Origin of the sequence: Alteromonas hispanica, from assembly GCF_010500915.1 — a bacterium.
Lineage (GTDB): Bacteria > Pseudomonadota > Gammaproteobacteria > Enterobacterales > Alteromonadaceae > Alteromonas > Alteromonas hispanica.
Map to the genome: position 1 here is coordinate 57,942 of NZ_JAAAWP010000001.1, position 24,822 is coordinate 82,763.

General features: G+C 43.4%; 19 protein-coding genes. 13 read left to right on the forward strand and 6 right to left on the reverse strand.

The features are described 5' to 3' along the window. The first annotated feature begins 89 nt into the window (after positions 1-89). Positions 90-2,399, forward strand: coding sequence for a sensor domain-containing phosphodiesterase (locus GTW09_RS00255; protein ID WP_163109903.1), 2,310 nt, complete (start codon positions 90-92; stop codon positions 2,397-2,399). Positions 2,400-2,479: 80 nt separating this feature from the next. Here the strand turns inward: GTW09_RS00255 and GTW09_RS00260 are convergent, their stop codons facing one another. Then, complete coding sequence (locus GTW09_RS00260; RefSeq protein WP_163109099.1) at positions 2,480-3,577, reverse strand: NADH:flavin oxidoreductase; 1,098 nt, start codon at positions 3,575-3,577, stop codon at positions 2,480-2,482. Between the two features lie 234 nt (positions 3,578-3,811). On the opposite strand from GTW09_RS00260, the gene GTW09_RS00265 reads away from it, so the two are divergent. Further along, positions 3,812-5,047, forward strand: a complete 1,236-nt coding sequence (locus GTW09_RS00265) for a sensor domain-containing phosphodiesterase (RefSeq protein ID WP_163109101.1) — start codon at positions 3,812-3,814, stop codon at positions 5,045-5,047. Between the two features lie 153 nt (positions 5,048-5,200). Here the strand turns inward: GTW09_RS00265 and GTW09_RS00270 are convergent, their stop codons facing one another. Continuing rightward, a complete protein-coding gene (locus tag GTW09_RS00270; RefSeq protein WP_163109104.1) occupies positions 5,201-5,596 on the reverse strand; it encodes a DUF3718 domain-containing protein in 396 nt (131 codons plus the stop codon). Positions 5,597-5,838: 242 nt separating this feature from the next. On the opposite strand from GTW09_RS00270, the gene GTW09_RS00275 reads away from it, so the two are divergent. After that, entirely contained in the window at positions 5,839-6,213 is a 375-nt protein-coding gene (locus GTW09_RS00275) for a winged helix-turn-helix domain-containing protein (protein ID WP_163109106.1), read from the forward strand. A gap of 140 nt (positions 6,214-6,353) precedes the next feature. On the opposite strand, the gene yfaE is transcribed toward GTW09_RS00275, so the two are convergent. The 4 genes from yfaE to ubiG all read right to left on the reverse strand — a co-directional run bounded on the left by yfaE (position 6,354) and on the right by ubiG (position 11,461). After that, positions 6,354-6,626 carry a class I ribonucleotide reductase maintenance protein YfaE gene (gene yfaE / locus GTW09_RS00280; protein WP_163109108.1) on the reverse strand — a complete coding sequence of 91 codons (273 nt, stop codon included), beginning with the start codon at positions 6,624-6,626 and terminating at the stop codon, positions 6,354-6,356. 12 nt (positions 6,627-6,638) lie between these two features. Further along, a complete protein-coding gene (gene nrdB, locus GTW09_RS00285) occupies positions 6,639-7,769 on the reverse strand; it encodes a class Ia ribonucleoside-diphosphate reductase subunit beta (RefSeq protein ID WP_071979017.1) in 1,131 nt (376 codons plus the stop codon). Positions 7,770-7,882: 113 nt separating this feature from the next. After that, a complete protein-coding gene (gene nrdA, locus GTW09_RS00290; RefSeq protein WP_163109110.1) occupies positions 7,883-10,204 on the reverse strand; it encodes a class 1a ribonucleoside-diphosphate reductase subunit alpha in 2,322 nt (773 codons plus the stop codon). Between the two features lie 552 nt (positions 10,205-10,756). Next, positions 10,757-11,461, reverse strand: coding sequence for a bifunctional 2-polyprenyl-6-hydroxyphenol methylase/3-demethylubiquinol 3-O-methyltransferase UbiG (ubiG, locus tag GTW09_RS00295; protein ID WP_163109112.1), 705 nt, complete (start codon positions 11,459-11,461; stop codon positions 10,757-10,759). Between the two features lie 305 nt (positions 11,462-11,766). On the opposite strand from ubiG, the gene gyrA reads away from it, so the two are divergent. The 10 genes from gyrA (at position 11,767) to pyrF (ending at position 24,726) form a co-directional block, all read left to right on the forward strand. Beyond that, positions 11,767-14,460, forward strand: a complete 2,694-nt coding sequence (gyrA, locus tag GTW09_RS00300) for a DNA topoisomerase (ATP-hydrolyzing) subunit A (RefSeq protein WP_163109114.1) — start codon at positions 11,767-11,769, stop codon at positions 14,458-14,460. A gap of 171 nt (positions 14,461-14,631) precedes the next feature. Continuing rightward, positions 14,632-15,717, forward strand: coding sequence for a 3-phosphoserine/phosphohydroxythreonine transaminase (serC, locus tag GTW09_RS00305; RefSeq protein WP_163109116.1), 1,086 nt, complete (start codon positions 14,632-14,634; stop codon positions 15,715-15,717). Between the two features lie 19 nt (positions 15,718-15,736). Then, positions 15,737-17,014, forward strand: coding sequence for a 3-phosphoshikimate 1-carboxyvinyltransferase (aroA, locus tag GTW09_RS00310; RefSeq protein WP_163109905.1), 1,278 nt, complete (start codon positions 15,737-15,739; stop codon positions 17,012-17,014). Positions 17,015-17,145: 131 nt separating this feature from the next. Continuing rightward, on the forward strand, positions 17,146-17,817 hold the full coding sequence (gene cmk / locus GTW09_RS00315; RefSeq protein WP_071981172.1) for a (d)CMP kinase: 672 nt from the start codon (positions 17,146-17,148) through the stop codon (positions 17,815-17,817). Between the two features lie 120 nt (positions 17,818-17,937). Continuing rightward, a complete protein-coding gene (gene rpsA, locus GTW09_RS00320; protein WP_163109118.1) occupies positions 17,938-19,608 on the forward strand; it encodes a 30S ribosomal protein S1 in 1,671 nt (556 codons plus the stop codon). A 77-nt stretch (positions 19,609-19,685) separates the two neighbouring features. Further along, positions 19,686-19,973 carry an integration host factor subunit beta gene (gene ihfB / locus GTW09_RS00325; protein ID WP_032096429.1) on the forward strand — a complete coding sequence of 96 codons (288 nt, stop codon included), beginning with the start codon at positions 19,686-19,688 and terminating at the stop codon, positions 19,971-19,973. A gap of 172 nt (positions 19,974-20,145) precedes the next feature. After that, a complete protein-coding gene (locus GTW09_RS00330) occupies positions 20,146-22,485 on the forward strand; it encodes a PilZ domain-containing protein (protein ID WP_163109120.1) in 2,340 nt (779 codons plus the stop codon). A 106-nt stretch (positions 22,486-22,591) separates the two neighbouring features. Beyond that, a complete protein-coding gene (locus GTW09_RS00335; RefSeq protein WP_232230582.1) occupies positions 22,592-22,837 on the forward strand; it encodes a LapA family protein in 246 nt (81 codons plus the stop codon). Next, positions 22,837-24,006, forward strand: coding sequence for a lipopolysaccharide assembly protein LapB (lapB, locus tag GTW09_RS00340; protein WP_163109122.1), 1,170 nt, complete (start codon positions 22,837-22,839; stop codon positions 24,004-24,006). Before GTW09_RS00335 ends, lapB begins: the two co-directional genes overlap by 1 nt. Positions 24,007-24,021: 15 nt before the next feature. Continuing rightward, positions 24,022-24,726, forward strand: coding sequence for an orotidine-5'-phosphate decarboxylase (pyrF, locus tag GTW09_RS00345; protein ID WP_163109125.1), 705 nt, complete (start codon positions 24,022-24,024; stop codon positions 24,724-24,726). The last annotated feature ends 96 nt before the right edge of the window (positions 24,727-24,822 follow it).

Below are 24,822 nucleotides of genomic sequence, written 5' to 3' on the forward strand. Positions count from 1 at the left end.
TCAAACGAGTTTAAACACAGAAATATACATAAGCGATTTTAGGAGAGACTTTGACTATCCCAGTATTGCCGCCAAACGAACTGAAACGAATGGATACGTTGCGCAGCTTAGAGATATTGGATACATCTCCTGAAGAACGTTTTGATAGAATTACACGAATTGCGTCGCAACTTTTTTCCTGTGAATTCGCTACTGTCTCACTTATCGATTCGGATAGACAGTGGTTTAAATCTCGAGTAAATGTAGAGCTACAAGAGACCTCGAGAGATATCGCCTTTTGTGCCCATGCCATTCTAGAAAACGATGCACTAATAGTATCCGATACCCTCAATGATGCGCGTTTTGCCGCTAATCCTTTGGTAACCGAAGAACCTTTTATTCGCTTTTACGCGGGCATAAAGTTGATGGTAGACGGGTATGCAGTGGGAACCATTTGCGTCTTCGACACCACACCGAAAACACTTTGTAAGAAGCAAGTGGATGCACTTAAAGACCTTGGGCGTTTAGTCGAGCTTGAGCTTAAGCGTTCAGACCTTTCTATTTTGTCATCTGAGCTGGACGTAAAGCAGCAGGAGTTGAAAGAGTCTCAAAAACTCACCCGGGTGCGCAGTGCAATCCTTGAAAAGGTGGTTAACTCTGAATCGCTTTCCTTTGTGCTAGAAGACATTGTCGAGGCGGTTGAAAAAGAATATTCAGGTCAAATTTGTAGCATTCTGTTATTAGAAAACGGAAGGTTGAAGGTAGGGGCTGCTCCTTCGTTACCTGATTTTTATAACAATCTTATCGATGGCGTGGAAATTGGTGTAGGGCAAGGCTCCTGTGGAACCGCTGCGTACTTAAATGAGTTAGTGATAACAGACGATTTACGCACACACACATATTGGGAGTCGTGGCGAAGTGCCGCTGAGGAAGCAAAGCTAGGATCTTGCTGGTCGCAGCCTATCTGTGGCGCAAATGGTAAAGTACTTGGCACTTTTGCTATCTACCAGAGAGAATCGGGTGTTCCTACTGACGATGATATAAAACGAATTAAGTACTTTGCTCACATAGTTAGCATCGCAATTGAGCGCGAAAAAGCAGACGAAATTATTTGGCGACAAGCCAATTTTGACGGCCTAACAGGCCTGCCAAATAGGCATTTAATGGAAGATAACTTGTCTCACGCGCTACGTTCAGCGGACCGGTTATCGACAAAGGTCGCCCTTATGTTTCTTGATCTCGACCATTTCAAGGACATAAATGACACCATGGGCCATGGCGTTGGCGATAGTTTGTTAGTTGAAAGCGCTAGGCGTATAGAGAGTTGCGTGCGAGAAAACGATAGCGTGGCGCGCTTGGGCGGCGATGAGTTTGTTATCATCTTGAATAACCTCCATGATGCGAGGGACATAGAGCGTGTTACTCAAGACTTGCTTACTGTATTATCAAAGCCATTCACCATTGAGCAAGAGCTAATACACACTAGTGCCAGTATAGGCATCACATTGTATCCAGACGATGCACAAGACGTGACTAGTTTGCTCAAAAATGCCGATCAAGCAATGTATCGTGTAAAAGCTGGCGGAAGAAACAACTACGAATACTACACGGAAAGTATGCGTAAGGCCGCCGTCAATAGGCTAAACCTGCTGAACGATCTTCGTTATGCAACGGAAAATGGCGAATTCTTTATAGAATATCAACCCATTATTACGCTGGAAACTGGGCGCGTTCAGAAGGCAGAGGCCCTTATTCGTTGGCAACATCCTAAGCGGGGGCTTATTCGACCCGACGATTTTATCTCTATCGCGGAGGAATCTGGGCTGATTATTGAAATTAGCAACTGGGTTTTTCGTCAAGTGTGCGATGACATAAACTACCTCCGCAAAAACTATTGCAACGAGCTGCAGTTAAGTATCAATACCTCTGCCAGTCATTACTTTAGCACTGCCCCGAGTATTATGGAGTGGCTTGATGTTCTTTTAAATACGCATACGCCATCAAATGCATTAGTGTTAGAAATTACGGAAAGCTTGCTAATGGACGCTGATAAAAGCGTTACGCAGAAGTTATTTCAGTTTAGGCAAGCAGGGGTAAGTATTGCGTTAGATGATTTTGGCACAGGCTTTTCTTCCATCTCTTATTTGAAAAAATTTCCCACGGACTACATCAAGATTGATAGAAGCTTCGTAAATTCAATGACCGAAGTAAGTAACGACAAAATTTTGTGTGAAGCCATTATCGTAATGGCCAAAAAGCTCGGTATTGAAGTAGTTGCAGAAGGCATAGAAACTAATGAACAGCTTAATATTCTTAAAAATATGGGCTGTGAATATGGCCAAGGCTACTACTTCTCTAAACCGGTGAAAAAAGCGCAGTTCGAAACCATGCTGCGCAACCAATTAGAGAATGTCGGGTAGTAGCCTTAATCATTTAAACTGCATAGGTGACGTTTATTGATGTAGGTGTTTGCTTTCTTTTCTCGACAAATACCTCAGCGTTAGGACAGGGTGCTTAACGCCTTTCCCGAGTATTGTTTTAGCTCGTCTGTTCGGCCTTCTTTAATTTTGTTTGCCCAATTTGGATCTTGAAGCAGGGCACGTCCCACTGCAACCAAGTCAAATTCGCCCGCGTCTAGGCGCTCTAGTAAATCGTCAACAGAGCGTGTGTTTGAGTCTTGGCCTTTGAACGCTCCGAAAAAATCATCGTTTAAGCCCACAGAGCCTACTGTAATTGTTGGTTTGCCGGTTATTTTTTTGGTCCACCCCGCCAAATTTAAATCACTTCCTTCAAACTCGTTTTCCCAATATCGACGCTGAGAACAGTGAAATATATCAACACCCGCATCACTTAATTGCGTCAAAAATTGCTCAAGTTCTTGCGGCGTATTAGCAAGACGCGCAGTGTAATCTTGCTGTTTCCACTGCGAATAGCGCAATACAATAGGGAAGTTGTCAGAAGTGGCAGCGCGAATAGCCTTAATAATTTCAACCGCAAAGCGGCCTCGGTTTTCCATGCTTCCACCCCAACTATCGGTGCGTTGGTTTGTGCCTTCCCAGAAAAACTGATCGACTAAATACCCATGAGCACCGTGAATTTCAACGCCGTCCATACCTATTTCTTGTGCATCTGCAGCTGCCTGAGCAAATGCCTCAATAACAGACTCTATGTGTTCAACGGTCATAGGTTCAGCCCCTTGCTTTCCTGGTTTAAATAAACCGGAAGGCCCAGCACTAGGAAGTTCTGAGTGTGGTGCATTATCAGCGACTCTAGCCATTCCCACATGCCAAAGCTGAGGCATTATTTTACCACCTGCATTGTGTACGTCGTTAACTACCTTCTTCCATCCCGATAGGGCGTCCTCTCCATGAAATCGAGGGATAGTCGCACCCATGGTCGCGACTTTATCGTTAACTGTCGTGCCTTCGGTAATTATGAGTCCAGTACCTCCTTCTGCACGTCTTTGATAATAGCCTGCAACCTCATCAGTAGGTACGCCGTTTGGCGAAAACTGTCTGGTCATAGGCGCCATAACTATTCGATTATCAAGCGATAGGCTTTTTAGATTAAATGAAGAAAATAACGTGGTATTGGACATTGAACATCCTCTTGTTCTTGTTGTTTGGGTTATCTAAAACCCGATTTGTATAGTCAAAATAGTAATGTGCGTGAGGCTCAAGTCAATTTACTATTGGTGATAGTGCACGATAAACAAGAAATGAATGTGTGAACAATTTAAAATTGCCGCTATAATCAAAAAGAGATGACAATGCTTTGCAACCAGGAACGTTGATTTTTCTAAAAGGCTTTTACGAGGCGCGCCGCACGATTTATGACTTTATCTCCCTCAAATATCACTAATTTTCAGAATGTTGACCCATCAGATTCTGACGACAGTTTACATAAAATGTTATGCGTGATTCGAAAACATCTCGATATGGAAGTGGCTTTTTTCTCTAAGTTTGTGTCTGGCGAGCGGATTTTCCGAGCAATAGATCACGACTCGAATGTCTCGCCCGATATCAATGTCGGAGACTCTGACCCCATCAACGAATCGTATTGTGGAAAAATTTGTCAGGGTGAGTTTGAAAAAGTCATTCATGACGCTAAAAACCATGAATTAGCGAAGGATTTAGAGGTCACGGAAAAGCTGGATATTGGCTCTTATCTTGGCGTACCCATTGTTTTATCTGACGGTGAAGTGTTCGGTACGTTGTGTTGTTACAAGAGTGAAGCTGACAATACACTCAATCAGCGAGATTTGTCTTTTCTTAACGCTTTTGCCGAGATCTATCGCGAACTCTTCGAAGAAAGAATGAAAAACACCACACTGTATGATCAAATGGCCCAGACAACGTTATCGGCACTTGAGTGTGATGTGCTCGATATCCATTATCAGCCTATTTACAGTGTAGAAACTGGCGCGATTTGCGGCTATGAATGTCTTGCTCGTTTTAATACAAGTCCCTACAGAACCCCAGATGTTTGGTTTGATGAAGCAGAAAAGGTAGGAATGGGAGAGGCCCTACAATTAAAGGCCATTGAGCAAGCACTGAATAACATGCACAGGTTACCTATTGACACCAGTCTATCGTTAAACATTGCCCCTGAGTATATACTCAATGGTTCTATACATAAGTTATTAGAGGGCGTTGATATTAGTCGGCTAATACTTGAAGTAACCGAACATTCACCAATCAACGATTACATTGCATTTCGCAAAAAGCTTGCACCGCTGCGAGAGCGGGGAATGCAGTTGGCTATAGATGATGCGGGTGCAGGCTATTCGAGCTTTCAACACATATTGGAGTTAGAAGCCGATCTTATTAAACTGGACTTGAGCTTAATTCGCGATATACATATACAACCGAAAAAACTTGCGCTGGCAAAGGCCCTTTGTGCGTTCGCTAAGTCTACCTCTTGTGTAATTATCGCGGAGGGTGTTGAAGTGGTCGATGAACTTAAGGTTTTACAACAGCTTGGTGTAGATCGCATTCAAGGATACTTAACGGGTAAACCCATGGTGTTAAATGAAGCGTTAGCGCATCAATTTACGCTGCCGTTATAAAATGAACTTGGTTACAGTTTCCACTTTAAAATTGCCATAAAAAAGTCCGCTGTTGAGCGTCAAATCAAACACAGCATTAAAACAAACTGCTGCAGAGGATTATAAGCATTGGGCGGACTTTGTTTTAATTACAGTAAAGTCGTGTGCAAGCTCTTATCTTGCTGTGTCAAAGCTAACGTGAATATCCTTTGGCAAGGTCGCACTATTGTTGGCAATGGTGTCTCTAATTTCCACTACACCACGGCGAGATGGACGGTGATGTTTTTGTAGCACCGATAGTGTTTTCACTGCTCCGTACTTTTGTGCAAAGTCGACGACGCTTATTCCATTACACACCAAGCCATTTGCAACCAGACTATAAGCTTTACTTACAATTTTGGTACCGACCATCATTTTCTTTACATCTCTTCGCAGTCCATGACTGTCATCGGTAGCGGCGTTTTTACATATTGATATAAGTCTCTCTTCCGTATACGCAGAAGCAGCGCCAGAGAACAAAATGCCAGTAGATAGCAAGGCTCCGACCATATAAATTGTAGAGTTTTTCATGTTGGTTATTCCTTTTCACATAGAATGGGGTAATGAGCAATTTAGCTACTTACTTCTTGTAGCTACACTCAGAGTAGTTGCCCAATTCTCGCCTGCCATGACGAACTTGTGTTAATAGAGTGACAAAAATAAACGACTCAAATTCATAACCTTGAGAATGAATGTCATTGTTTCATCATAGACAAAACACGTTGTTATCATCTATGTGGTATACTTAGGTCTTATAAATATCGGGGCACGTCATGAAAACTGTTGCCAACACCCTGATGTACGAGTCGGACACAAGACGATTGGTCCGTTCGGATGGGCAATATGTTTCTCTATCACCAGCATGCGATAGACTAATAACCAGTCTTATTGAAGCGAAAGAAAAGGGTGTACCCAGAGACGCCCTTCGGCGTATTGTATGGGGGCATGAGTACGTCAGCGACGATGCTATAAATCACCTTGTGTGCCGCCTTAGACGGAAATTACAGTCCATTTGTGAAAACAACGAGTGGCAAGTAGAGACCTTACCCTGCCAAGGTTATAGATTACTCGTAAAAGCTCCTTTGCAGCCAGGCTTTCTTTCAACACTAGTAGGGTATTTTAAAAAATACTGGCGAGAGCGGCACTAGATTCATTTGGGTAAAACAGGGTTGAAACAGCCTTTTCTCTGCATAGCGGCCACTATTAACAGCGTCCAGTTTCAACGTGATAAACAATGTAGTGATTCAAGTAATGAAATAAGCTGGTACTTATGCCAATACATGCAGGGTTAAAGAGGAACTTTAATTTTTAGAGGTTTCTTAGCCACACAACAACAGGGCAAAATTTCATCGTCGTCTATAAACGCTAAAGGGTCTGTAGTGTACTCAACTTCACCTTCGAGTAGCTTGGTTCTGCAGGCACCGCAAAAACCTTCTCGGCAATGATAGTGAATATTGATCCCCGCGGCTTCCATAGCGCTTAGTAAGGTTTTATCGCAAGGGGAGTTGATATGCCCCACATCGACAATATCGATGCGGAGCATATTATCGCTACTGCTCATTAAACTGCTTAATTACAGTTCAAAGTCAGCAAAGTCTTCTTCGCTTACCGCAGAGTCAATTTGACCAACTAGGTAAGAGCTTATTTCAGATTCTTGTGGAGCAACCTGTACATTGTCTGAGTTTAGGTAATTATTCATCCAAGGTAGAGGATTACTACTAACATCAAACGGCGCATCAAAACCAATGGCCGTCATACGCTGGTTAGCAATGTATTCCACGTATGAACATAAAATTTCTTTGTTCAGTCCAATCATTGAACCGTTCTGGAATAAGTAATCTGCCCACTCTTTTTCTTGCTCAACCGCATTCATAAAGATAGCGCGTGCTTCGTCTTTACATTCTTCAGCAATTTGCGCCATCTCAGGGTCGTCTTTACCCTTAGCCCACAAGTTAAGAACGTGTTGGGTTGACGATAAGTGTAGGTTCTCATCACGAGCAATTAGACGAATAATTTTTGAGTTTCCCTCCATAAGCTTTCGCTCAGCGAACGCGAAGGTACAAGCGAATGACACATAAAAGCGTATAGCTTCCAATGCATTTACTGAGTTCATGCATAGGTATAGCTTTTTCTTCAATTCATACATGTTGATAGTGTGAGCAACGCCATCAACGGTATGTACGCCTTCACCTTGAGTTTGCCATAGTTGGGTGGCAAAGATGAGGTCGTCGTAATACTTCGAGATATCGGCAGCGCGACGTTTGATTTCTTCGTTTACAACAATATCGTCAAAAATTTCGCTTGGGTCTGAAAACAGGTTACGCAAAATGTGCGTGTAAGAACGAGAGTGAATCGTCTCGTAAAAAGACCAGGTTTCTACCCAAGTTTCGAGCTCGGGCAGCGAGATTATTGGCAAGAACGCTATGTTAGGGCTTCTGCCTTGTACAGAATCGAGTAGAGTCTGGTACTTAAGGTTAGAAATAAAGATGTGCTTTTCTGGCTCGGTTAATTTTTGAAAATCAACGCGATCGCGTGTGACATCTACTTCTTCAGGACGCCAGAAAAAACTTATTTGTTTCTCAATAAGCTTTTCGAAAATGGCATGCTTTTGCTGGTCGTAGCGCGCAACATTTACGGGGTTGCCGAAAAACATTGGCTCTACCAGTGGGTTTGTACTTTGTTGGTTAAACGTAGTGTATTTCATGATGACCTAACTAAAAACTTAATGATAAACGCGTATTTTTATTAGTGTTCTTGCTGCTATCTACTGCCTTTCGGTCAACTGTGTTGCCGAAAGAGCGCATGCCCTCTAAATAATTAGATTTTGCATGCACCGCCGGCACAATCATCATCTTCTTCTATCACTACTTCTTCTTGACGAGGAAGTGGCTCACTAGCTTTTACATCTAGTGCGGAGGTGTCTGACGCGCCGTCTCGGGTGTTATGATAATACAATGTTTTGACACCAAGCTTGTACGTAGTTAACAGGTCTTTAAGCAATAGCTTCATCGGAACCTTGTTACCGTCGTAACGGCTTGGGTCGTAGTTGGTATTGGCTGAAATTGTCTGGTCGATAAACTTCTGCATAATACCAACTAGCTGCAAATACCCATCATTTGATGGAATATCCCACAGCAACTCATATTGATTTCTCAATGTTTCGTACTCTGGCACTACTTGTTTTAGTACTCCGTCTTTACTGGATTTGATACTGATAAATCCACGAGGTGGCTCAATTCCATTTGTCGCATTTGAAATTTGCGACGATGTTTCAGATGGCATTAGTGCAGACAGAGTAGAATTACGTAAACCGTAAGTTTTCACTTCTTCGCGAAGCGCGTCCCAGTCGTAATGAAGAGGTTCGTTACACACCTTATCAAGATCACGCTTGTAACTGTCGATAGGCATTACGCCTTGAGAGTAGGTTGTTTCATTGAATTTAGGACACGCACCTTTCTCTTTAGCCAAGTTATTTGAGGCTTTAAGAAGATAGTACTGCATGGCCTCAAATGTACGATGAACCAAACCGTTTGCACTACCGTCAGAGTATCTAACGTTATTCTTCGCAAGATAATACGCAAAGTTAATAACACCAACACCTAAGGTTCTGCGCCCCATAGTGGCATTGTAAGCGGCCGGGACAGGGTAGTCTTGGTAATCAAGGAGGTTATCAAGTGCGCGAACGGCTAGGTCTGCCAATTCTTCGAATTCATCCAGCGACTTAATGGCACCTAAGTTAAATGCTGAAAGTGTACATAATGCTATTTCGCCTTCTTCGTCGTTCACGTGCTGAAGCGGCTTAGTAGGAAGCGCAATTTCTAAACATAGGTTACTTTGACGAACAGGTGCTACTTCCGGGTTGAACGGACTGTGGGTATTACAATGGTCTACATTTTGAAGGTAAATACGACCCGTGCTCGCACGCTCCTGCATGAACAAGCTAAACAGCTCCATTGCTTTTATCTGCTTCTTGCGAATGCTGTCATCGTTCTCGTATTTAACGTAAAGCTCTTCAAATTTATCTTGGTCAGCAAAGAAAGCGTCATAAAGACCCGGAACGTCTGAAGGGCTAAACAGCGAAATGTAGCCGTCCTTCATCATTCGCTGGTACATCAATTTATTAAACTGAACGCCATAGTCGAGATGGCGAACACGGTTCTCTTCAACACCACGGTTATTTTTAAGTACGAGAAGCGATTCAACTTCCATGTGCCAAAGAGGATAAAACAACGTTGCTGCACCACCGCGCACGCCACCTTGAGAACAGCTTTTTACGGCTGTTTGGAAATACTTATAAAAAGGAATACAACCAGTGTGGAAAGCTTCACCACCACGAATAGGGCTGCCTAACGCTCTAATTCTACCCGCATTCACGCCAATACCAGCCCGTTGGCTGACATATTTTACGATGGCACTTGCAGTAGCGTTAATGGAATCTAGACTGTCTCCGGCTTCAATAAGAACGCAAGAGCTGAACTGACGAGTAGGGGTACGCACACCCGCCATAATTGGCGTGGGCAGAGAAAGTTTGAACGTAGAGGCTGCATCGTAGAAACGGCGAACGTAGTCCATTCTCGTCTCTTTGTCGTAATTGGCAAACAAGCATGCTGCTACAAGGATGTAAAGAAACTGTGCACTCTCATATATTTCACCGGTAACACGATTTTGAACAAGATATTTACCTTCAAGCTGTTTAACTGCAGCGTAGCTGAAGTTCATATCTCTCCAATGATCTATATAAGTGTCCATTTCGGCAAATTCTTCTGCCGAATAATCTTCTAACAAGTGACTGTCATACTTACCCATTTCAACCATTTGTTTAACGTGATCTACAAGGGCTGGCGGCTCAAACTGGCCGTATGCTTTTTTGCGCAAATGGAAAATAGCAAGTCGCGCAGCTAGGTACTGGTAATCTGGCGCATCTGTTGAAATAAGGTCGGCTGCTGATTTGATCAGAGTCTCATGAATTTCGCTGGTGTTGATACCGTCATAAAATTGAATTTGGGCTTTAATCTCCACTTGCGAAACAGACACATTGCTAAGCCCTTTCGCTGCCCATGTGACAACTTTATGGATTTTCTCTAAATCAATAGACTCTTTTTCACCGTTTCGTTTGGTGACAAATAAATTATTATTCATGTTACCTAGCCGTTTGTCTGTTAGCGCGTAAAGCGAAAGTTTTTTCTAACCCACTTTATGTCGTTTTAGTTTGTGTTGTATTTCTTTTGTGCGTGTATCGAAGTGCGAATGTTGCGCTGTAGGTCAGAGATTTCAGACCGCCTTACTAAATACACGCACGCAAGCCGTCTTAACCGTTAAAATAAAGTAGAGACTGCCGATAAATTTTTACTTTTAGTTTGTCCTGAAAAGGGCTTGTATGGTTGATACCAAAAGCCGCTGTCAGATCCTGAAATTATTGCTGGATCTCCAGTTGGACAGAACACAAGATAGTGAGGTTTGAGCTGTAATGCAACCCAATATCTGGTGGTATTTCCAACACTCAATCTGGCATAGATTTTACGTTAGTAACAACTAACTTTTTAGCGTTCTACAAGCTTCAATTAAAACAAATGCAAGCACTTTTCGTACTTTGATCTGTCGCTAAATTAATTTAATATTAAAAACGCTTTTTTATGAAAACACGATATATGGTGTATGAAATATCACCATGACCCAATATGTAGTGTTAAGTTAGCTTTGTACCACTGTATATAGAAGGTAATTAACATCTACATTATTTGCAGATAAGTAAAAGCCTTGGGTGATCGGATCCATGTGTAACCCTGTCATATCTTTAGGCAATAAACCTGCGTTGTCTGTCATTGCCATTAGCTCAGATGGTTTTAAAAACTTCTTATGATCGTGAGTGCCTTTCGGCACGAGTTTGAGAATATACTCGGCGCCAACGATCCCCATCAAATACGACTTTACATTTCGATTAAGCGTAGAGAAAAATACATGCCCGCCTGGTTTTGCTAACTTTGCGCAGGCTTTTACTACTGACTCAGGATTAGGTACGTGCTCTAGCATCTCCATACAAGTCACTACGTCAAATTTTCCCGCGTGCTCAGACGCAAAGTCTTCAGCTGTAGAGCATACATAATTTACTTTTACACCCGATTCTAATCCGTGTAGCTTGGCCACCTCTAAAGAAGCTTGCGCCATATCGAGACCAGTAACTTTTGCGCCCGCTTTAGCCATAGATTCGGCTAGAATGCCGCCGCCGCAGCCAATATCAATCACCGACTTACCGAACAATCCTTGTGTATGTTGATTAACAAAATCAAGACGCAATGGGTTTATTAGATGTAAAGGCTTAAATTCTCCTTCTGGATCCCACCACCGAGAGGCTAGTTGAGAGAATTTTTCTATTTCTTGTTGGTCAACATTTGTCATGGGTAAGTAATTCCTTCGATTACGAGTTAATAACATAACGTAAAACCCGTCATTGGAGTTACATTTTTTGGTGAAAACAGAGGTGTAAATTGCTCGTCTGCGCGAAAAATAATCGCTTGCCTTGTTGAGGGGGAATAACCGCAATTAAGCGCTACATAAATCTGTCATCAAGTGGTACACTGACGAAACGATTATGAACCCACATAATAACAATAGTGCGCACCATGTCCTTCTGATTTAATGAATCAAAACGAGGACAAAACGGATAACGCAGAACAAATCAAGAAAAAGGGATTAAGCAGTTTATGTCTGATAACGCTAAAGAAATTCTCCCCGTTAACATTGAGGAAGAGTTAAAGAACTCATACCTCGATTACGCGATGAGCGTTATTGTCGGGCGAGCATTGCCTGATGTACGAGATGGCTTGAAGCCAGTTCACCGCCGAGTGCTATTTGCGATGAACGAACTTAAAAATGACTTCAATAAGCCGTATAAAAAATCTGCCCGTGTGGTAGGTGACGTTATTGGTAAATATCACCCCCACGGTGATTCTGCTGTATACGACACAATAGTGCGAATGGCACAGCCGTTTTCACTGCGTTACATGCTAGTTGACGGTCAAGGTAACTTTGGTTCTGTAGATGGTGATTCTGCGGCAGCAATGCGTTATACCGAAGTCCGAATGGCTAAAATTGCTCATGAGCTTTTGGCCGACCTTGATAAAGAAACTGTTGATTTTGTGCCAAACTACGACGGTACAGAATTTATTCCTGAAGTTCTGCCCACAAAAGTGCCTAACTTACTAGTAAATGGTTCGTCGGGTATTGCGGTAGGTATGGCAACAAACATACCGCCTCACAACCTCACTGAAGTTATCAATGGCTGCGTTGCTCTTATTGAGAACCCTGATATAACAATTGATGAGTTAATGACTCATATCCCCGGCCCAGACTTTCCAACTGCCGCAACTATCAGCGGTCGTAAAGGTATAGAGGACGCGTATCGCACCGGTCGCGGCAAAATATACCTGCGAGCAAAGGCGGATATAGAAACCGACGCTAACGGTAAAGAAACAATTATCGTTAACGAAATACCTTATCAAGTTAACAAAGCTCGTCTAATTGAAAAAATGGCAGAGCTTGTTAAAGAAAAGCGCATTGAAGGTATATCTGCATTACGCGATGAGTCTGACAAAGACGGTATGCGGATTGTTATCGAGGTTAAACGTAACGAATCAGCAGAAGTGTTGCTGAACCACCTGTATGCCAATACTCAGTTACAAACGGTATTTGGTATTAACATGGTGGCGCTGGACAATACCCAGCCAAAAGTATTTAACCTTAAAGATACGCTGGAAGCCTTTATACTGCACCGTCGTGAGGTTGTTACTCGCCGTACGGTATTTGAGCTTCGCAAAGCACGTGATCGTGCGCACATCTTAGAAGGCTTGGCGATAGCGCTTGCTAATATCGACCCTATCATCGAGCTTATCAAGGCATCTCCAAGCCCCGCTGATGCTAAAAAAGCATTGGTTGCTCAAGGCTGGGCCCTTGGTGATGTATCGCAAATGCTAGAGCGAGCTGGTGACGATGCAGCGCGACCAGATTGGTTAATGCCAGAATTTGGTATTCGCGACGGAAAATATTTCCTAACCGAGCAACAGGCACAAGCTATTCTTGACCTTCGTTTACATAAGTTAACAGGTCTTGAACACGAAAAAATTCTTGAAGAATACAAGCAGTTACTTGAGCTTATTGCTGAGTTACTTCACATATTAAACAGCCCAGAGCGTTTGATGGAAGTTATTCAAGAAGAGCTTGAGAAAGTACGCGAAGAATACGGCGACGAGCGTCGTACAGAAATTACGGCTGCCAGCCACGATATCGACATTGAAGATCTAATCGAAAGAGAAGAGGTAGTAGTAACCTTGTCTCGTGAAGGTTACGTGAAGTACCAGAAGTTGACAGATTACGAGGCCCAGCGTCGCGGCGGCCGCGGTAAATCTGCAACTAAGATGAAAGACGAAGATATTATTGAGAAGCTGTTAGTGGCAAATACCCACGACCATATTCTTTGCTTCTCAACCCGCGGCAGGTTGTACTGGCTAAAAGTGTATCAGTTACCTTTCGCAAGCAGAAATGCGCGCGGTAGACCAATTGTCAATATTCTTCCACTTGAAGAAAATGAGAGAATTACTGCTATATTGCCTATCAAAGAATTTGTTGAAGGTAAATATGTGCTGATGGCAACGGCCAACGGCACGGTTAAAAAGACAGATTTGAGCCTGTACTCTCGTCCGCGTTCAAACGGTATAATTGCGGTGAACCTTAACGATGGTGACGAGCTAATTGGCGTAGATATTACCGACGGCGATGACGACATTATGTTGTTCTCTGATGCTGGTAAAGTTGTGCGTTTCAATGAGAAGCTTCGCGATAGTGAAACCGGTGAAGTTAAGCGCGATCCAGAAACGGGTGAAGAACTGTATGCCCTTAGACCCATGGGTAGAACTGCTACCGGTGTTCGAGGCATTCGCTTACAAGACGATCAAAAAGTAGTCTCTCTTATTGTTCCCAAAGGTGACGGACCTATTTTGACCGCAACGGTAAACGGTTTTGGTAAACGTACACCGCTTGAAGAATACCCTGCGAAGAGCCGTGCAACACAAGGTGTGGTTTCTATTAAGGTATCGGAGCGAAACGGTAAAGTTGTCGGCGCTGTTCAGGTTGATGACTCAAATGAAATGATGCTAATTAGTGACCAGGGCACATTGGTACGTACACGGGTGAGTGAAGTATCCGTTGTCGGCCGAAACACTCAAGGCGTTCGCTTGATGCGTACTGTTGAAGGTGAACATGTTGTCGGGTTACAGCGTATCGAAGAAGTAGTAGATTTGCCTGATTTAGACGAAGATGGCAATCCAATTGTTTCTGAAGTATTACCTGAGCAAGAAGAAAACGTTGCACAAGACAACGATAGCTCAACGACAGAAGACTAGGGGTATTGTAGATTATCCAAGCACTGCGGTTACTGAGGTATTCACCTCAGAATAGATCAGTAACGGGTAGTCGTGCAATATCAGTGTCCTTATAAACAAGCGGCTTATGCCGCTTGTTTGCCAATTGGCAGTTTAATTGGCATCAACAATATACAGGTGTTGAAAAACGCAATGAAAGAGGTATTCAACTTTAGCGCTGGCCCAGCAATGCTTCCTAAAGAAGTGATGCAAAAAGCCCAAAGCGAGTTCACGAACTGGCGGGATATGAACTGCTCAGTAATGGAAGTAAGTCATCGCGGCAAAGATTTCATAGAAATTGCTGCAAAGGCAGAGCAAGATCTGCGTGACCTTCTGTCAGTGCCTTCTAATTACCATGTACTTTTCACCCATGGTGGCGGGCGAGGACAATTTGCGGCGGTACCCCTTAACCTTTCCCAATCGGGCGACACTAGTTTGCATTTAGTAAGTGGCTCTTGGTCTAAAGGTGCCGTGGCAGAAGCGGACAAATACAACAATGCAGTTGTGGTTGGTGAAGTGTCAGAAAAAGATGGAATGCACTATGTTCCAAAGCCATCTTTGGCCAACATTGCTCAAGGGGCTTCCTACTATCATTTTTGTCCGAACGAAACCGTAGACGGAATTGCTTTCGACTGGTTACCTGAATCGGGCGATGTGCCTCTGGTTTCAGATATGTCGTCTACCATTTTGTCTCAACCTATTGATGTTGCAAAACACGGCGTTATCTATGCTGGGGCTCAAAAAAATATTGGCCCTAGTGGTTTATCTGTAGTGATTGTTAGAGATGATCTAGTTGGCCGTGCACGCAAAGAAACGCCATCGATCTTTGACTACGAGCTAGCGGCAAAATCTGACTCTATGTATAACACGCCTCCTACATTTTCTTGGTATTTAGCGGGCCTAGTTTTTGAATGGCTCAAGGAAATGGGCGGCGTTGATGCCATGGCGAAGCGTAATGCTGAAAAAGCGGCGTTGTTGTACTCGGCTATTGATAGCTCTGACTTTTATTCAAGTAACGTTCACCCAGACAATCGTTCAAAAATGAACGTACCTTTTCATCTCGCAAACACAGAGCTAGATGGTCTGTTTTTAAAACAATCGCAAGAAGCTGGATTACTTGCTCTTAAAGGCCACCGCTCTGTTGGCGGTATGCGAGCTAGTATCTACAATGCGATGCCGGTAGACGGTGTTCTAGCATTGGTAGAATTTATGCGTGAGTTTGAACGAGTGAATGGATAAAGGACAAGTGAATACAAATATGGAACAGTTAACATTAGCACCGATTAGCAAAGTATCGGGAGTGGTCAATGTACCTGGTTCGAAGAGTCTGTCTAATAGAGCCTTGCTGCTTGCCGCGCTTTGTGAAGGAGATACCGAACTCACCAATCTTTTAGACAGTGACGACATTTCACATATGCTTAACGCGCTCACTCAGCTTGGAGTGAACTATACACTTAGCGATGATAAGACTCGATGCGTAGTGAAAGGTAATGGTGGCGCTTTTAATGTCAGTGAGCCACAGGAACTTTTTTTAGGAAATGCAGGTACTGCAATGCGCCCTTTGTGTGCTGCTTTGGCCGTGAGCAATGTGGATGTGGTGTTAACCGGTGAACCGCGCATGGAAGAACGTCCAATTTCAGATTTGGTGGACGGATTACGAGAGGCTGGCGCTGACATTAAGTATTTAAAAAATGATGGTTTTCCGCCCCTTCAAATTAAAGGTAAGGCGTTAACTGCTAATGAAATGTCTGTTGACGGCAGCGTATCTAGTCAATTTCTAACGGCGCTTTTGATGGCCGCACCACTGTTTAAAAATGATGTGACCATTAAGATAAAAGGTGATTTGGTGTCTAAACCCTATATCGACATCACTCTTGATACCATGGCTAAGTTTGGTGTTGAAGTTGTAAATAACAATTATCAAACCTTCACCATTTCTGGCGACGCAAAATATGTGGCGCCGGGCAAATTTATGGTTGAGGGGGATGCATCTTCTGCTTCTTACTTCCTCGCAGCTGGCGCTATTAAAGGTGGTACGGTACGCGTAACCGGTATTGGTAAAAACAGTATCCAAGGTGACATTCGCTTTGCGGAAGTATTAGAGGCGATGGGCGCTTCTGTAAACTGGCACGATGAATATATCGAAGTGACTGGTGCGCCATTGAAAGGTATTTCGATGGATATGAACCACATTCCAGATGCTGCTATGACGATTGCTACAACGGCGCTTTTCGCCGAGGGACCAACGTTAATGACCAACATCTATAATTGGCGTGTGAAGGAAACCGATAGGTTGCATGCGATGGCCACTGAATTGAGAAAAGTAGGGGCGAAGGTGGAAGAAGGGCACGACTACATAAAAGTATGGCCCACAGACGAACTGAAACACGCTGAAATTGATACCTACAATGACCATAGAATTGCCATGTGCTTTTCGCTAGTTGCACTAAGCGATACGGCAGTCACGATAAACGACCCAGGATGTACCCGTAAAACGTTCCCTGACTATTTCACTCGATTTAATACCTTAGTCTAAGTTACCCGTGCGGTAATTATCTATGCGGACCAGTATTGTGCCGCCCTCTTCTTGAGAGGGCGGCATTGCTTATCCTGCACTAAAGCGTATAATTACGCGCGATTTTTAGCAAAATGAAAAATGGAGCAGGTATGCATTCCACACCCGTAGTCACGGTCGACGGCCCAAGTGGTGCTGGTAAAGGTACTTTAAGTAGCTTATTAGCCAAAAAGTTAGAGTGGCACTTTTTAGATAGCGGTGCGATTTATCGCGTTCTTGCTGTTGCTGCGCTCCACCACGACCTCCCGTGTGATGATGAAGAATGTATTGTTCCTCTCGCAACTGGTCTAGATGTTAGTTTTGAGACCAATGGAGATGCCACACGCGTTATTTTGGAAGGCGAGGATGTTACCGACGACATTCGTACTGAAGACGTCGGTGCCGTTGCTTCCAAAGTGGCTGCATTACCCCGTGTGCGCGAAGCTTTGCTTCGTCGCCAGCGCGCATTTCAACAGGCTCCTGGTCTTGTTGCAGATGGTCGCGATATGGGAACTGTGGTATTCCCAGATGCACAGGTAAAGATTTTTCTTACAGCAAGCGCTGAAGCTCGCGCAGAGCGACGTTATAGCCAGTTGAAAGCTAAGGGCATGGATGTTAATATTGCGCGCCTTTTAACCGATATCAAGGCAAGAGACGAGCGCGATACTCAACGTTCGGTAGCTCCTTTGGTACCGGCAGAAGATGCTGTAATTATAGATTCGACAGACTTGGATATTAACCAAGTCTTTGAAAAAGCGATGGATATTATTTCCTCACGAGGTTAATCCCGTGAGACAAAATACGTTCAAAGCAGAGCTGCTACAGGAAGTGGCGGCGATTTTTTAATAACCCCGCGTTATCCGGATTAGAAGCGTGGATATCAACTTAAAAGTTATCTGAGACTTATGACTGAAAATTTTGCACAACTTTTTGAAGAAAGCTTACAAGAACTAGAAACACGTCCTGGTTCAATTGTAAAAGGTACTGTTGTTTCTATCGACAAGGACATCGTTCTTGTTGACGCTGGCTTGAAATCAGAAAGTGCTATCCCAGCAGACCAATTTAAAAATGCTGAAGGCGAATTAGAAATTGCCATCGGTGACGAAGTAGATGTAGCACTAGATGCTGTAGAAGATGGTTTCGGTGAAACTATCCTATCTCGCGAAAAAGCGAAGCGTCACGAAGCATGGGTTGAGCTGGAAAAAGCTTACGATGATAAGGTTACTATTAAGGGCGTTATCAACGGTAAAGTTAAAGGCGGTTTCACTGTTGAAGTAAACAGTGTACGCGCGTTCCTTCCAGGTTCATTGGTTGATGTACGTCCAGTACGTGACACAACTCACCTTGAAGGCAAAGAGCTTGAATTTAAAGTTATCAAGCTTGATGCAAAACGCAACAACGTTGTTGTTTCTCGTCGTGCAGTTATCGAAGCAGAAAGCAGCCAAGAGCGCGAGTCACTTCTTGCTAACCTTGAAGAAGGCCACGAAATCAAGGGTATCGTTAAGAACCTTACCGATTACGGTGCGTTCGTTGACCTTGGTGGCGTAGACGGTCTACTACACATTACAGATATGGCTTGGAAGCGCGTTAAGCACCCAAGTGAAATTGTTAATGTTGGCGATGAAATCAACGTTAAAGTACTTAAGTTCGACAAAGAGAAGCAGCGTGTTTCTCTTGGTATGAAGCAAATGGGCAACGATCCATGGCAAGAAATTGCGTCTCGCTACCCAGAAGGTACTAAGATCAACGGTCAGGTAACTAACCTAACTGATTACGGCTGCTTCGTAGAAATCGAAGACGGTGTAGAAGGTCTAGTACACGTTTCTGAAATGGACTGGACTAACAAGAACATCCACCCATCTAAAGTTGTTAACCTAGGTGACACTGTTGATGTAATGGTTCTTGAAATTGACGAAGAGCGTCGTCGTATTTCTCTAGGTCTTAAGCAATGTATTGCTAACCCTTGGGAAACTTTCGCTGAGTCACACGAAAAAGGTGACAAAGTATCTGGTAAGATCAAGTCAATCACTGACTTCGGTATCTTCATCGGTCTTGACGGCGGCATCGACGGTCTAGTTCACCTTTCTGACATCAGCTGGAACAAATCTGGTGAAGACGCAGTTCGCGACTATAAGAAAGGCGACGAAATCTCTGCAGTTGTGCTTCAAGTCGACCCAGAGCGTGAGCGTATCTCTCTAGGCGTCAAGCAAATTGAAGAAGATCCGTTCAACAAGTATCTGACAGATAACAAGAAAGGTGCTATCGTTGTTGGTACAGTAACTGAAGTTGAGCCAAAAGGCGTTACTGTAAACCTAGCTGAAGAAGTTGATGGTTACATCCGTGTTGCAGATATTGCTGTAGAACGTGTTGAAGACGCAACTGAAGTAGCAAAAGTTGGTGATAGCATTGAAGCGAAATTTATGGGCGTTGACCGTAAAAACCGCACTGTTAACCTATCTGTAAGAGCGAAAGATCAGGCTGACGAGAAAGAAGCTATCGACAAGGTTAACCAGCAAGACGATGCTGGTTTTGCTAACGCGATGGCAGAAGCATTCAAAGCTGCTAAAGGCGAGTAATGCTTTTGTGGGTGTGCAAAAGGCACACCCTGTTCGCGATAGCTGTTTAAACAATAATATTGACAATGAGGTTAAGCATGACCAAGTCTGAATTAATTGAACGGCTCGCGGATCAAGCGCGTCAGGTTCCCGCGAAGGAGCTAGAACTGGCAATTAAAGAGCTTCTCGAACAAATGGCGCAAACCCTTCAAAAGGGCGAGCGTATTGAAATTCGAGGTTTCGGTAGTTTTTCACTGCACTACCGCGCGCCACGCGTAGGTAGAAACCCTAAAACGGGCGAAACTGTAAAGCTGGACGGTAAGTACGTTCCACACTTTAAGCCAGGCAAAGAACTTCGTGAAAGAGTTGATGCCTCAATAGCTTAGATATAAAAGCCGCTTTAAAAGCGGCTTTTTTGTGCCCGCTGTTTACCTTAGGTTCTTTCTTTTTTATGCGTATGCTTTGTAATACGTATGTTTCTTGCTGAATAACTATTGACCCCTTTATTAAGACAGTTATATATTATCCGAATAATAATAATCGGTTTTTATAGAAGTCATGTCAGCCGGCGAAGAACAAGCAATAATAAAACAGTATCAGCCGCTAATTCGTGCACTCATTCCCTACGAGCAACAAAATCGCTTGTTAGAAGGTATTAACAAGTTTTCAAAACGTTTGCCTAGCAGTGTGCGAAAGGTAGTCAAAGAGGAGGTCGTTAGGCTTACTTCACTCACAGACGCGCCTGCAGATAATTCCGCCTTTGCACAATTTCCCGTTATGAAGTTTAAGCACTTTGGTATTCAAATGCGCTTAGACAAAGTAGGGGCTAAAATCCTCAAAAGCGAGACCTCGCTTTATCAAGATAGATATACCGTTGGTGTTTTCGAGTCGGTAATGAATTCCGACTTCTATCAGAATCAAATTAAGAAAGATCAGTTTAGAAAAATAGTCGATGCCTTCAATATTGAAAGTCAGTCGTTTACTGATATTGATTTTGGGGACGACATAGCCATTCGTCCAAATTTTACAGTATCATCGCCAGACTTCGAAAAGGGTAGGCATTGCTCTGTTAGTTCATTTTCTCATGTAGGGATGGCGGTAGAAACTAAACGTCCGCCTAATGTCACCACAGGTGATAATATTACTTTCACTTTACCGGAGGTGTTAGGCCTCACTAAAGAGCCTACCGACATAACTTTTCATCTGCAGTCGGTGAAATACAATAAGCATCTTGGAAAGTATGAGTCATTCTTTTTGTTCCCCAACGATATTGATAGCGACTTTATCAATATATTAAAACGCTATATTGAGATTACGGCACACCGCCAACCCCTGCAGCGAGATTTAGAAATAGAACGAGCGATGCAGGAGTTAGAGAGAGACAGAATTTTAGAAAATAGTCCATGGCTGCCAGTGTACTTGTCTCCCCATAAGAAAAGCTTGAAGCCCACTATTGCCTTGTTTACCAAAGCCAACGTGGAGCATAATAATGCTGAGAACCTTCTTGCCAGTCTTCAGGACAAGCCATTTTTTGAGTCTCTTTCAAACGAACTATTGAAATACAACGAAGCTTTTGTCTTTCATGGAACAATAAAAGTTAAAAGTGGTGCTGTGAAAATAACGGCAACGCACAGGCAACTTATCAAGCTAGGTCAGTTAAACGCGCTTATATACCTACTGGCAAAGAATGGTGATTTTATTTGTACTCATTGCCGAATGGATAAAGTCACTCGAGAGGATAAGCAAAAAGCGTTTGCTATTCATGACATCGCAAGTAAAGAGTTTGAACAGCTGTCTAATTTAAGTCACGTGCTCTATTGCAAAGATGTGTCTAGCTACATAGCCAATTTAACCCTTAGCGCTAAATGTAATTTCAAACCACTCTCCAGTGAGCTTAAAGCCAGTGGCGATAATTGGCATATCGACTACGTAATGGAAGAAGACTTAGACAGGCGAAGTGAAACCCGTTATGTCATTGATAAGTCAGCGTCGATAAAAATGGGGCTGCTTTCGTCAATAGACGCTAAAGTTGCTGATTTATCTGCCAGCGGAATGCGATTGCTCGTAGCGCCAAATAGCGAGCTGCAAAAAGATATTCGTGTTTCCGTTCCCGATTTGAAGATTAAAAACGAAAAATACAAAGTGGTGCACTATCATCCGCCCTCAGGGGTTGTGAGACTCAATTTATCTGAAGACGGGCGAAAGTCAAAAGTAAGCGCCAATGTGGACAATATCGTTGAGGAAAACACCGCGTACTTTAAGGTGAGAGATATCGCTCGTATTCAGCGTTCTACTCATCGATTCATATGGGAGCTTGCGGTAAGGCATATGCCGTCACTTGCAGTGTTATGTGTAATGAACCGCTTTACACTAGATAGACTAAAAACCGTTTATCAGAGTGATAATTCTGATGATCTTTATCCGTTTTCTCGCACGCAAAACATTATTCCACTACACGGTTTTTTCGCTGATAAAGGACAGGCCAAACCTAAATCGCAAATACTCGAAGGCATGTTTAAAGAGACGCTAGAGCAAAGCTTAGTCGTGCATTGTGTTCGAAAAAGCGATAACCGCCTTGTATTTATCAAAGAAAAAGACTTTCTTTACTCTAAACTACGTGCGCAAATTAAGAGCCAGTTAGAAGACGGGAAAATTCAGCTAAGCGCTACAGATGTTACTGCTATTCGATGTCATGGTGCTATTACTCCGCTCACTAAAAAGCGCTTAGCTCAGTTGTCTAAGCTCGACAAAGCCATGTATGACAAATTAGAAACCATGCAGGCCGGTTATACCCACTGTATTTTCATCACAAATATGTCTGCGTTGCATCACGATTTAGTGGTTGAAAACCTCATAGCAAAACGAAAAGCAAAAGAAGCGGAGCCTGTGCCTGCATAAACATCCTCGCGCATCATTAGGTAGCGCTTTTTTGTGTTATCTTATTTCCTGTTTTGCTATTCTTAGCAACAAATTAAAAATAAAGGGCTTTGTGTTGAAAGGGATCGTGTCATTTCTGATCATTCTAGTGCTACTTGCGGTGGCCTTTGTCATAGGTTCGCAAAACGAGGGAATGGTAACAGTAAACTACCTTATTGCTCAGGCGAACATACGACTGTCCACGCTGATTGCTATCTCGTTATCTATAGGAGTTATTGTAGGTATCTTAATTATGCTAGCTAGCTGGTTGCGATTGAAAGTGCAGCTGATGTCGGCAAAATCTAAGATGCAGCATTTGGAAAAAGAACACTAATGCTTGAGTTGCTGTTTTTACTTTTGCCTGTTGCCGCAGGATATGGCTGGATAATGGGGCGCAATAGCGTTCGCCAGGCGCAGAGGAAGCAGTCGAGTATACTCTCTAAGCATTATTACAAAGGCCTAAATTTTCTCCTTTCAGACCAACCTGATAAGGCGGTTGATACATTAATTAAAATGATTAATGTCAATAGCGATACTGTGGAAACGCACATCGCCATGGGAAGCTTCTTTCTCCATCGGGGCGAAATAGACCGCGCCATCAAAGTACATCAAAATTTAGTTAGTCGCGACGAACTTCAGCCGGCACAGCGTGAAAATGCGCTTCGAGAGCTTGGTCAAGATTACACCCAAGCGGGCTTTTTAGAGCGCGCAGAAAACGCTTTTTTACAGTTGCTAAACAGTGACAAACACTACTTGGTTGCGCAGCAACAGTTATTCAGTATTTATCAAACCACCAAAGAATGGCAACGTGCAATAGAGCTAGCTGAGCGCATGGTAGAGTGCCATGGCGACAACGACGATGTATGCGAGCGTTTGGCCCATTTTTATTGCGAACAGGCAACTGTTGAGCTTAAAAACGACGCTCAGGGAGCAGCGCTTACGTTATTGCAAAAAGCTGTAAATGCAGACGAACATGCGGTTCGCCCTTGGTTAATGCTGGGTGAGCTAGCGCTTGATCAAAAGCGTTATACCGACGCAACGGCTTATTTCGTTCAGGTGGCAGAACGAGATATCAACTGGTTTAGTGAGGCCGTTCCTAGTTTAGAGAAAATAGCTGAAGAAACTGGGGAGTGGGACGCCTTCGAGAAGAACTTAGAAGCACATTGGCAAGAATGCGCCACGTCATACCTGGCAATGGTAGATGTATTAATGAAGAAGGGTGAAACATCTCAGGCCAGTGAATATCTTATCGAGCAACTGCGAAAACGCCCCACAATGCGCGGCTTTAAGACTCTTATGGGGCTTTATATAGACCAGCTAGAAGATAAAAATTCCGCTAATAGCTTACGTGATTTAAAAGAGTTAGTAGAAAAGCAAATGCTACAGAGACCGAAGTATCGCTGCAACAGCTGTGGTTTTTCGGGTAGAAAATTATATTGGTTATGCCCATCATGTAAGAAATGGGGTGTTGTTAAGCCCATTAAAGGGTTGGATGGAGAGTAACGTAAGATGCAAGATATGCAAAAGCCGACTAAAGAGCCTCGCGTCATTGTCGCGCTTGATTACGATGACAAAGACAGTGCACTGGCGTTTGTTGATAAATTAGATCCCAGTCAGTGTAAGCTAAAAGTAGGCAAAGAGATGTTTACTTTGTTTGGGCCAGAGTTTGTCAAAACTTTGATAGGAAAAGGGTTTGATGTCTTTTTAGATTTGAAGTTTCATGACATACCTAATACGGTAGCCAAAGCCTGCAAAGCAGCCGCCGAACTCGGTGTGTGGATGGTAAATGTTCATGCATCAGGCGGGCTTCCGATGATGCAGGCCGCCAAGCAGGCGATTGAAAATAGCGCAAACCCAGGCACTAAATTAATCGCAGTCACAGTGCTGACTAGTATGGACCAAGAACAACTTTCTGGCGTGATTGATAATGTTACACCAGAAGAGCAAGTTTTAAGGTTAGCGGCACTGACTGCCACAGCAGGGCTAGACGGAATTGTGTGCTCTGCTAAAGAAGCTAAAGCACTGCGTAATTCACACAGCAACGACTTTCTATTAGTGACGCCAGGAATTCGACCTGTCGGTGCAGACGCTGGGGACCAAAAGCGGGTGATGACACCTGCAGAGGCAATGAAATATGGCGTAAGCTATTTAGTAATGGGAAGGCCTATCACTCAAGCAGCAGATCCTATGGCTGTGTTAACTCAGGTAAATGACTCTATTTGAGGCTAGCCCAGCGCTTTGCATTATCTAAACGTTTAGTCGGTGAGAAAAGCAATAAAAAGCCCGATATTTCTTAAATATCGGGCTTTTGTTTACCTG

What these genes read in the sequence shown, in the direction of transcription:
- GTW09_RS00255 (WP_163109903.1), top strand. Translation starts at nt 90, where the DNA reads ATGGATACGTTGCGCAGCTTAGAGATATTGGATACATCTCCTGAAGAA.
- GTW09_RS00260 (WP_163109099.1), bottom strand. Translation starts at nt 3,577, where the DNA reads ATGTCCAATACCACGTTATTTTCTTCATTTAATCTAAAAAGCCTATCG.
- GTW09_RS00265 (WP_163109101.1), top strand. Translation starts at nt 3,812, where the DNA reads ATGACTTTATCTCCCTCAAATATCACTAATTTTCAGAATGTTGACCCA.
- GTW09_RS00270 (WP_163109104.1), bottom strand. Translation starts at nt 5,596, where the DNA reads ATGAAAAACTCTACAATTTATATGGTCGGAGCCTTGCTATCTACTGGC.
- GTW09_RS00275 (WP_163109106.1), top strand. Translation starts at nt 5,839, where the DNA reads ATGAAAACTGTTGCCAACACCCTGATGTACGAGTCGGACACAAGACGA.
- yfaE (WP_163109108.1), bottom strand. Translation starts at nt 6,626, where the DNA reads ATGAGCAGTAGCGATAATATGCTCCGCATCGATATTGTCGATGTGGGG.
- nrdB (WP_071979017.1), bottom strand. Translation starts at nt 7,769, where the DNA reads ATGAAATACACTACGTTTAACCAACAAAGTACAAACCCACTGGTAGAG.
- nrdA (WP_163109110.1), bottom strand. Translation starts at nt 10,204, where the DNA reads ATGAATAATAATTTATTTGTCACCAAACGAAACGGTGAAAAAGAGTCT.
- ubiG (WP_163109112.1), bottom strand. Translation starts at nt 11,461, where the DNA reads ATGACAAATGTTGACCAACAAGAAATAGAAAAATTCTCTCAACTAGCC.
- gyrA (WP_163109114.1), top strand. Translation starts at nt 11,767, where the DNA reads ATGTCTGATAACGCTAAAGAAATTCTCCCCGTTAACATTGAGGAAGAG.
- serC (WP_163109116.1), top strand. Translation starts at nt 14,632, where the DNA reads ATGAAAGAGGTATTCAACTTTAGCGCTGGCCCAGCAATGCTTCCTAAA.
- aroA (WP_163109905.1), top strand. Translation starts at nt 15,737, where the DNA reads ATGGAACAGTTAACATTAGCACCGATTAGCAAAGTATCGGGAGTGGTC.
- cmk (WP_071981172.1), top strand. Translation starts at nt 17,146, where the DNA reads ATGCATTCCACACCCGTAGTCACGGTCGACGGCCCAAGTGGTGCTGGT.
- rpsA (WP_163109118.1), top strand. Translation starts at nt 17,938, where the DNA reads ATGACTGAAAATTTTGCACAACTTTTTGAAGAAAGCTTACAAGAACTA.
- ihfB (WP_032096429.1), top strand. Translation starts at nt 19,686, where the DNA reads ATGACCAAGTCTGAATTAATTGAACGGCTCGCGGATCAAGCGCGTCAG.
- GTW09_RS00330 (WP_163109120.1), top strand. Translation starts at nt 20,146, where the DNA reads ATGTCAGCCGGCGAAGAACAAGCAATAATAAAACAGTATCAGCCGCTA.
- lapB (WP_163109122.1), top strand. Translation starts at nt 22,837, where the DNA reads ATGCTTGAGTTGCTGTTTTTACTTTTGCCTGTTGCCGCAGGATATGGC.
- pyrF (WP_163109125.1), top strand. Translation starts at nt 24,022, where the DNA reads ATGCAAAAGCCGACTAAAGAGCCTCGCGTCATTGTCGCGCTTGATTAC.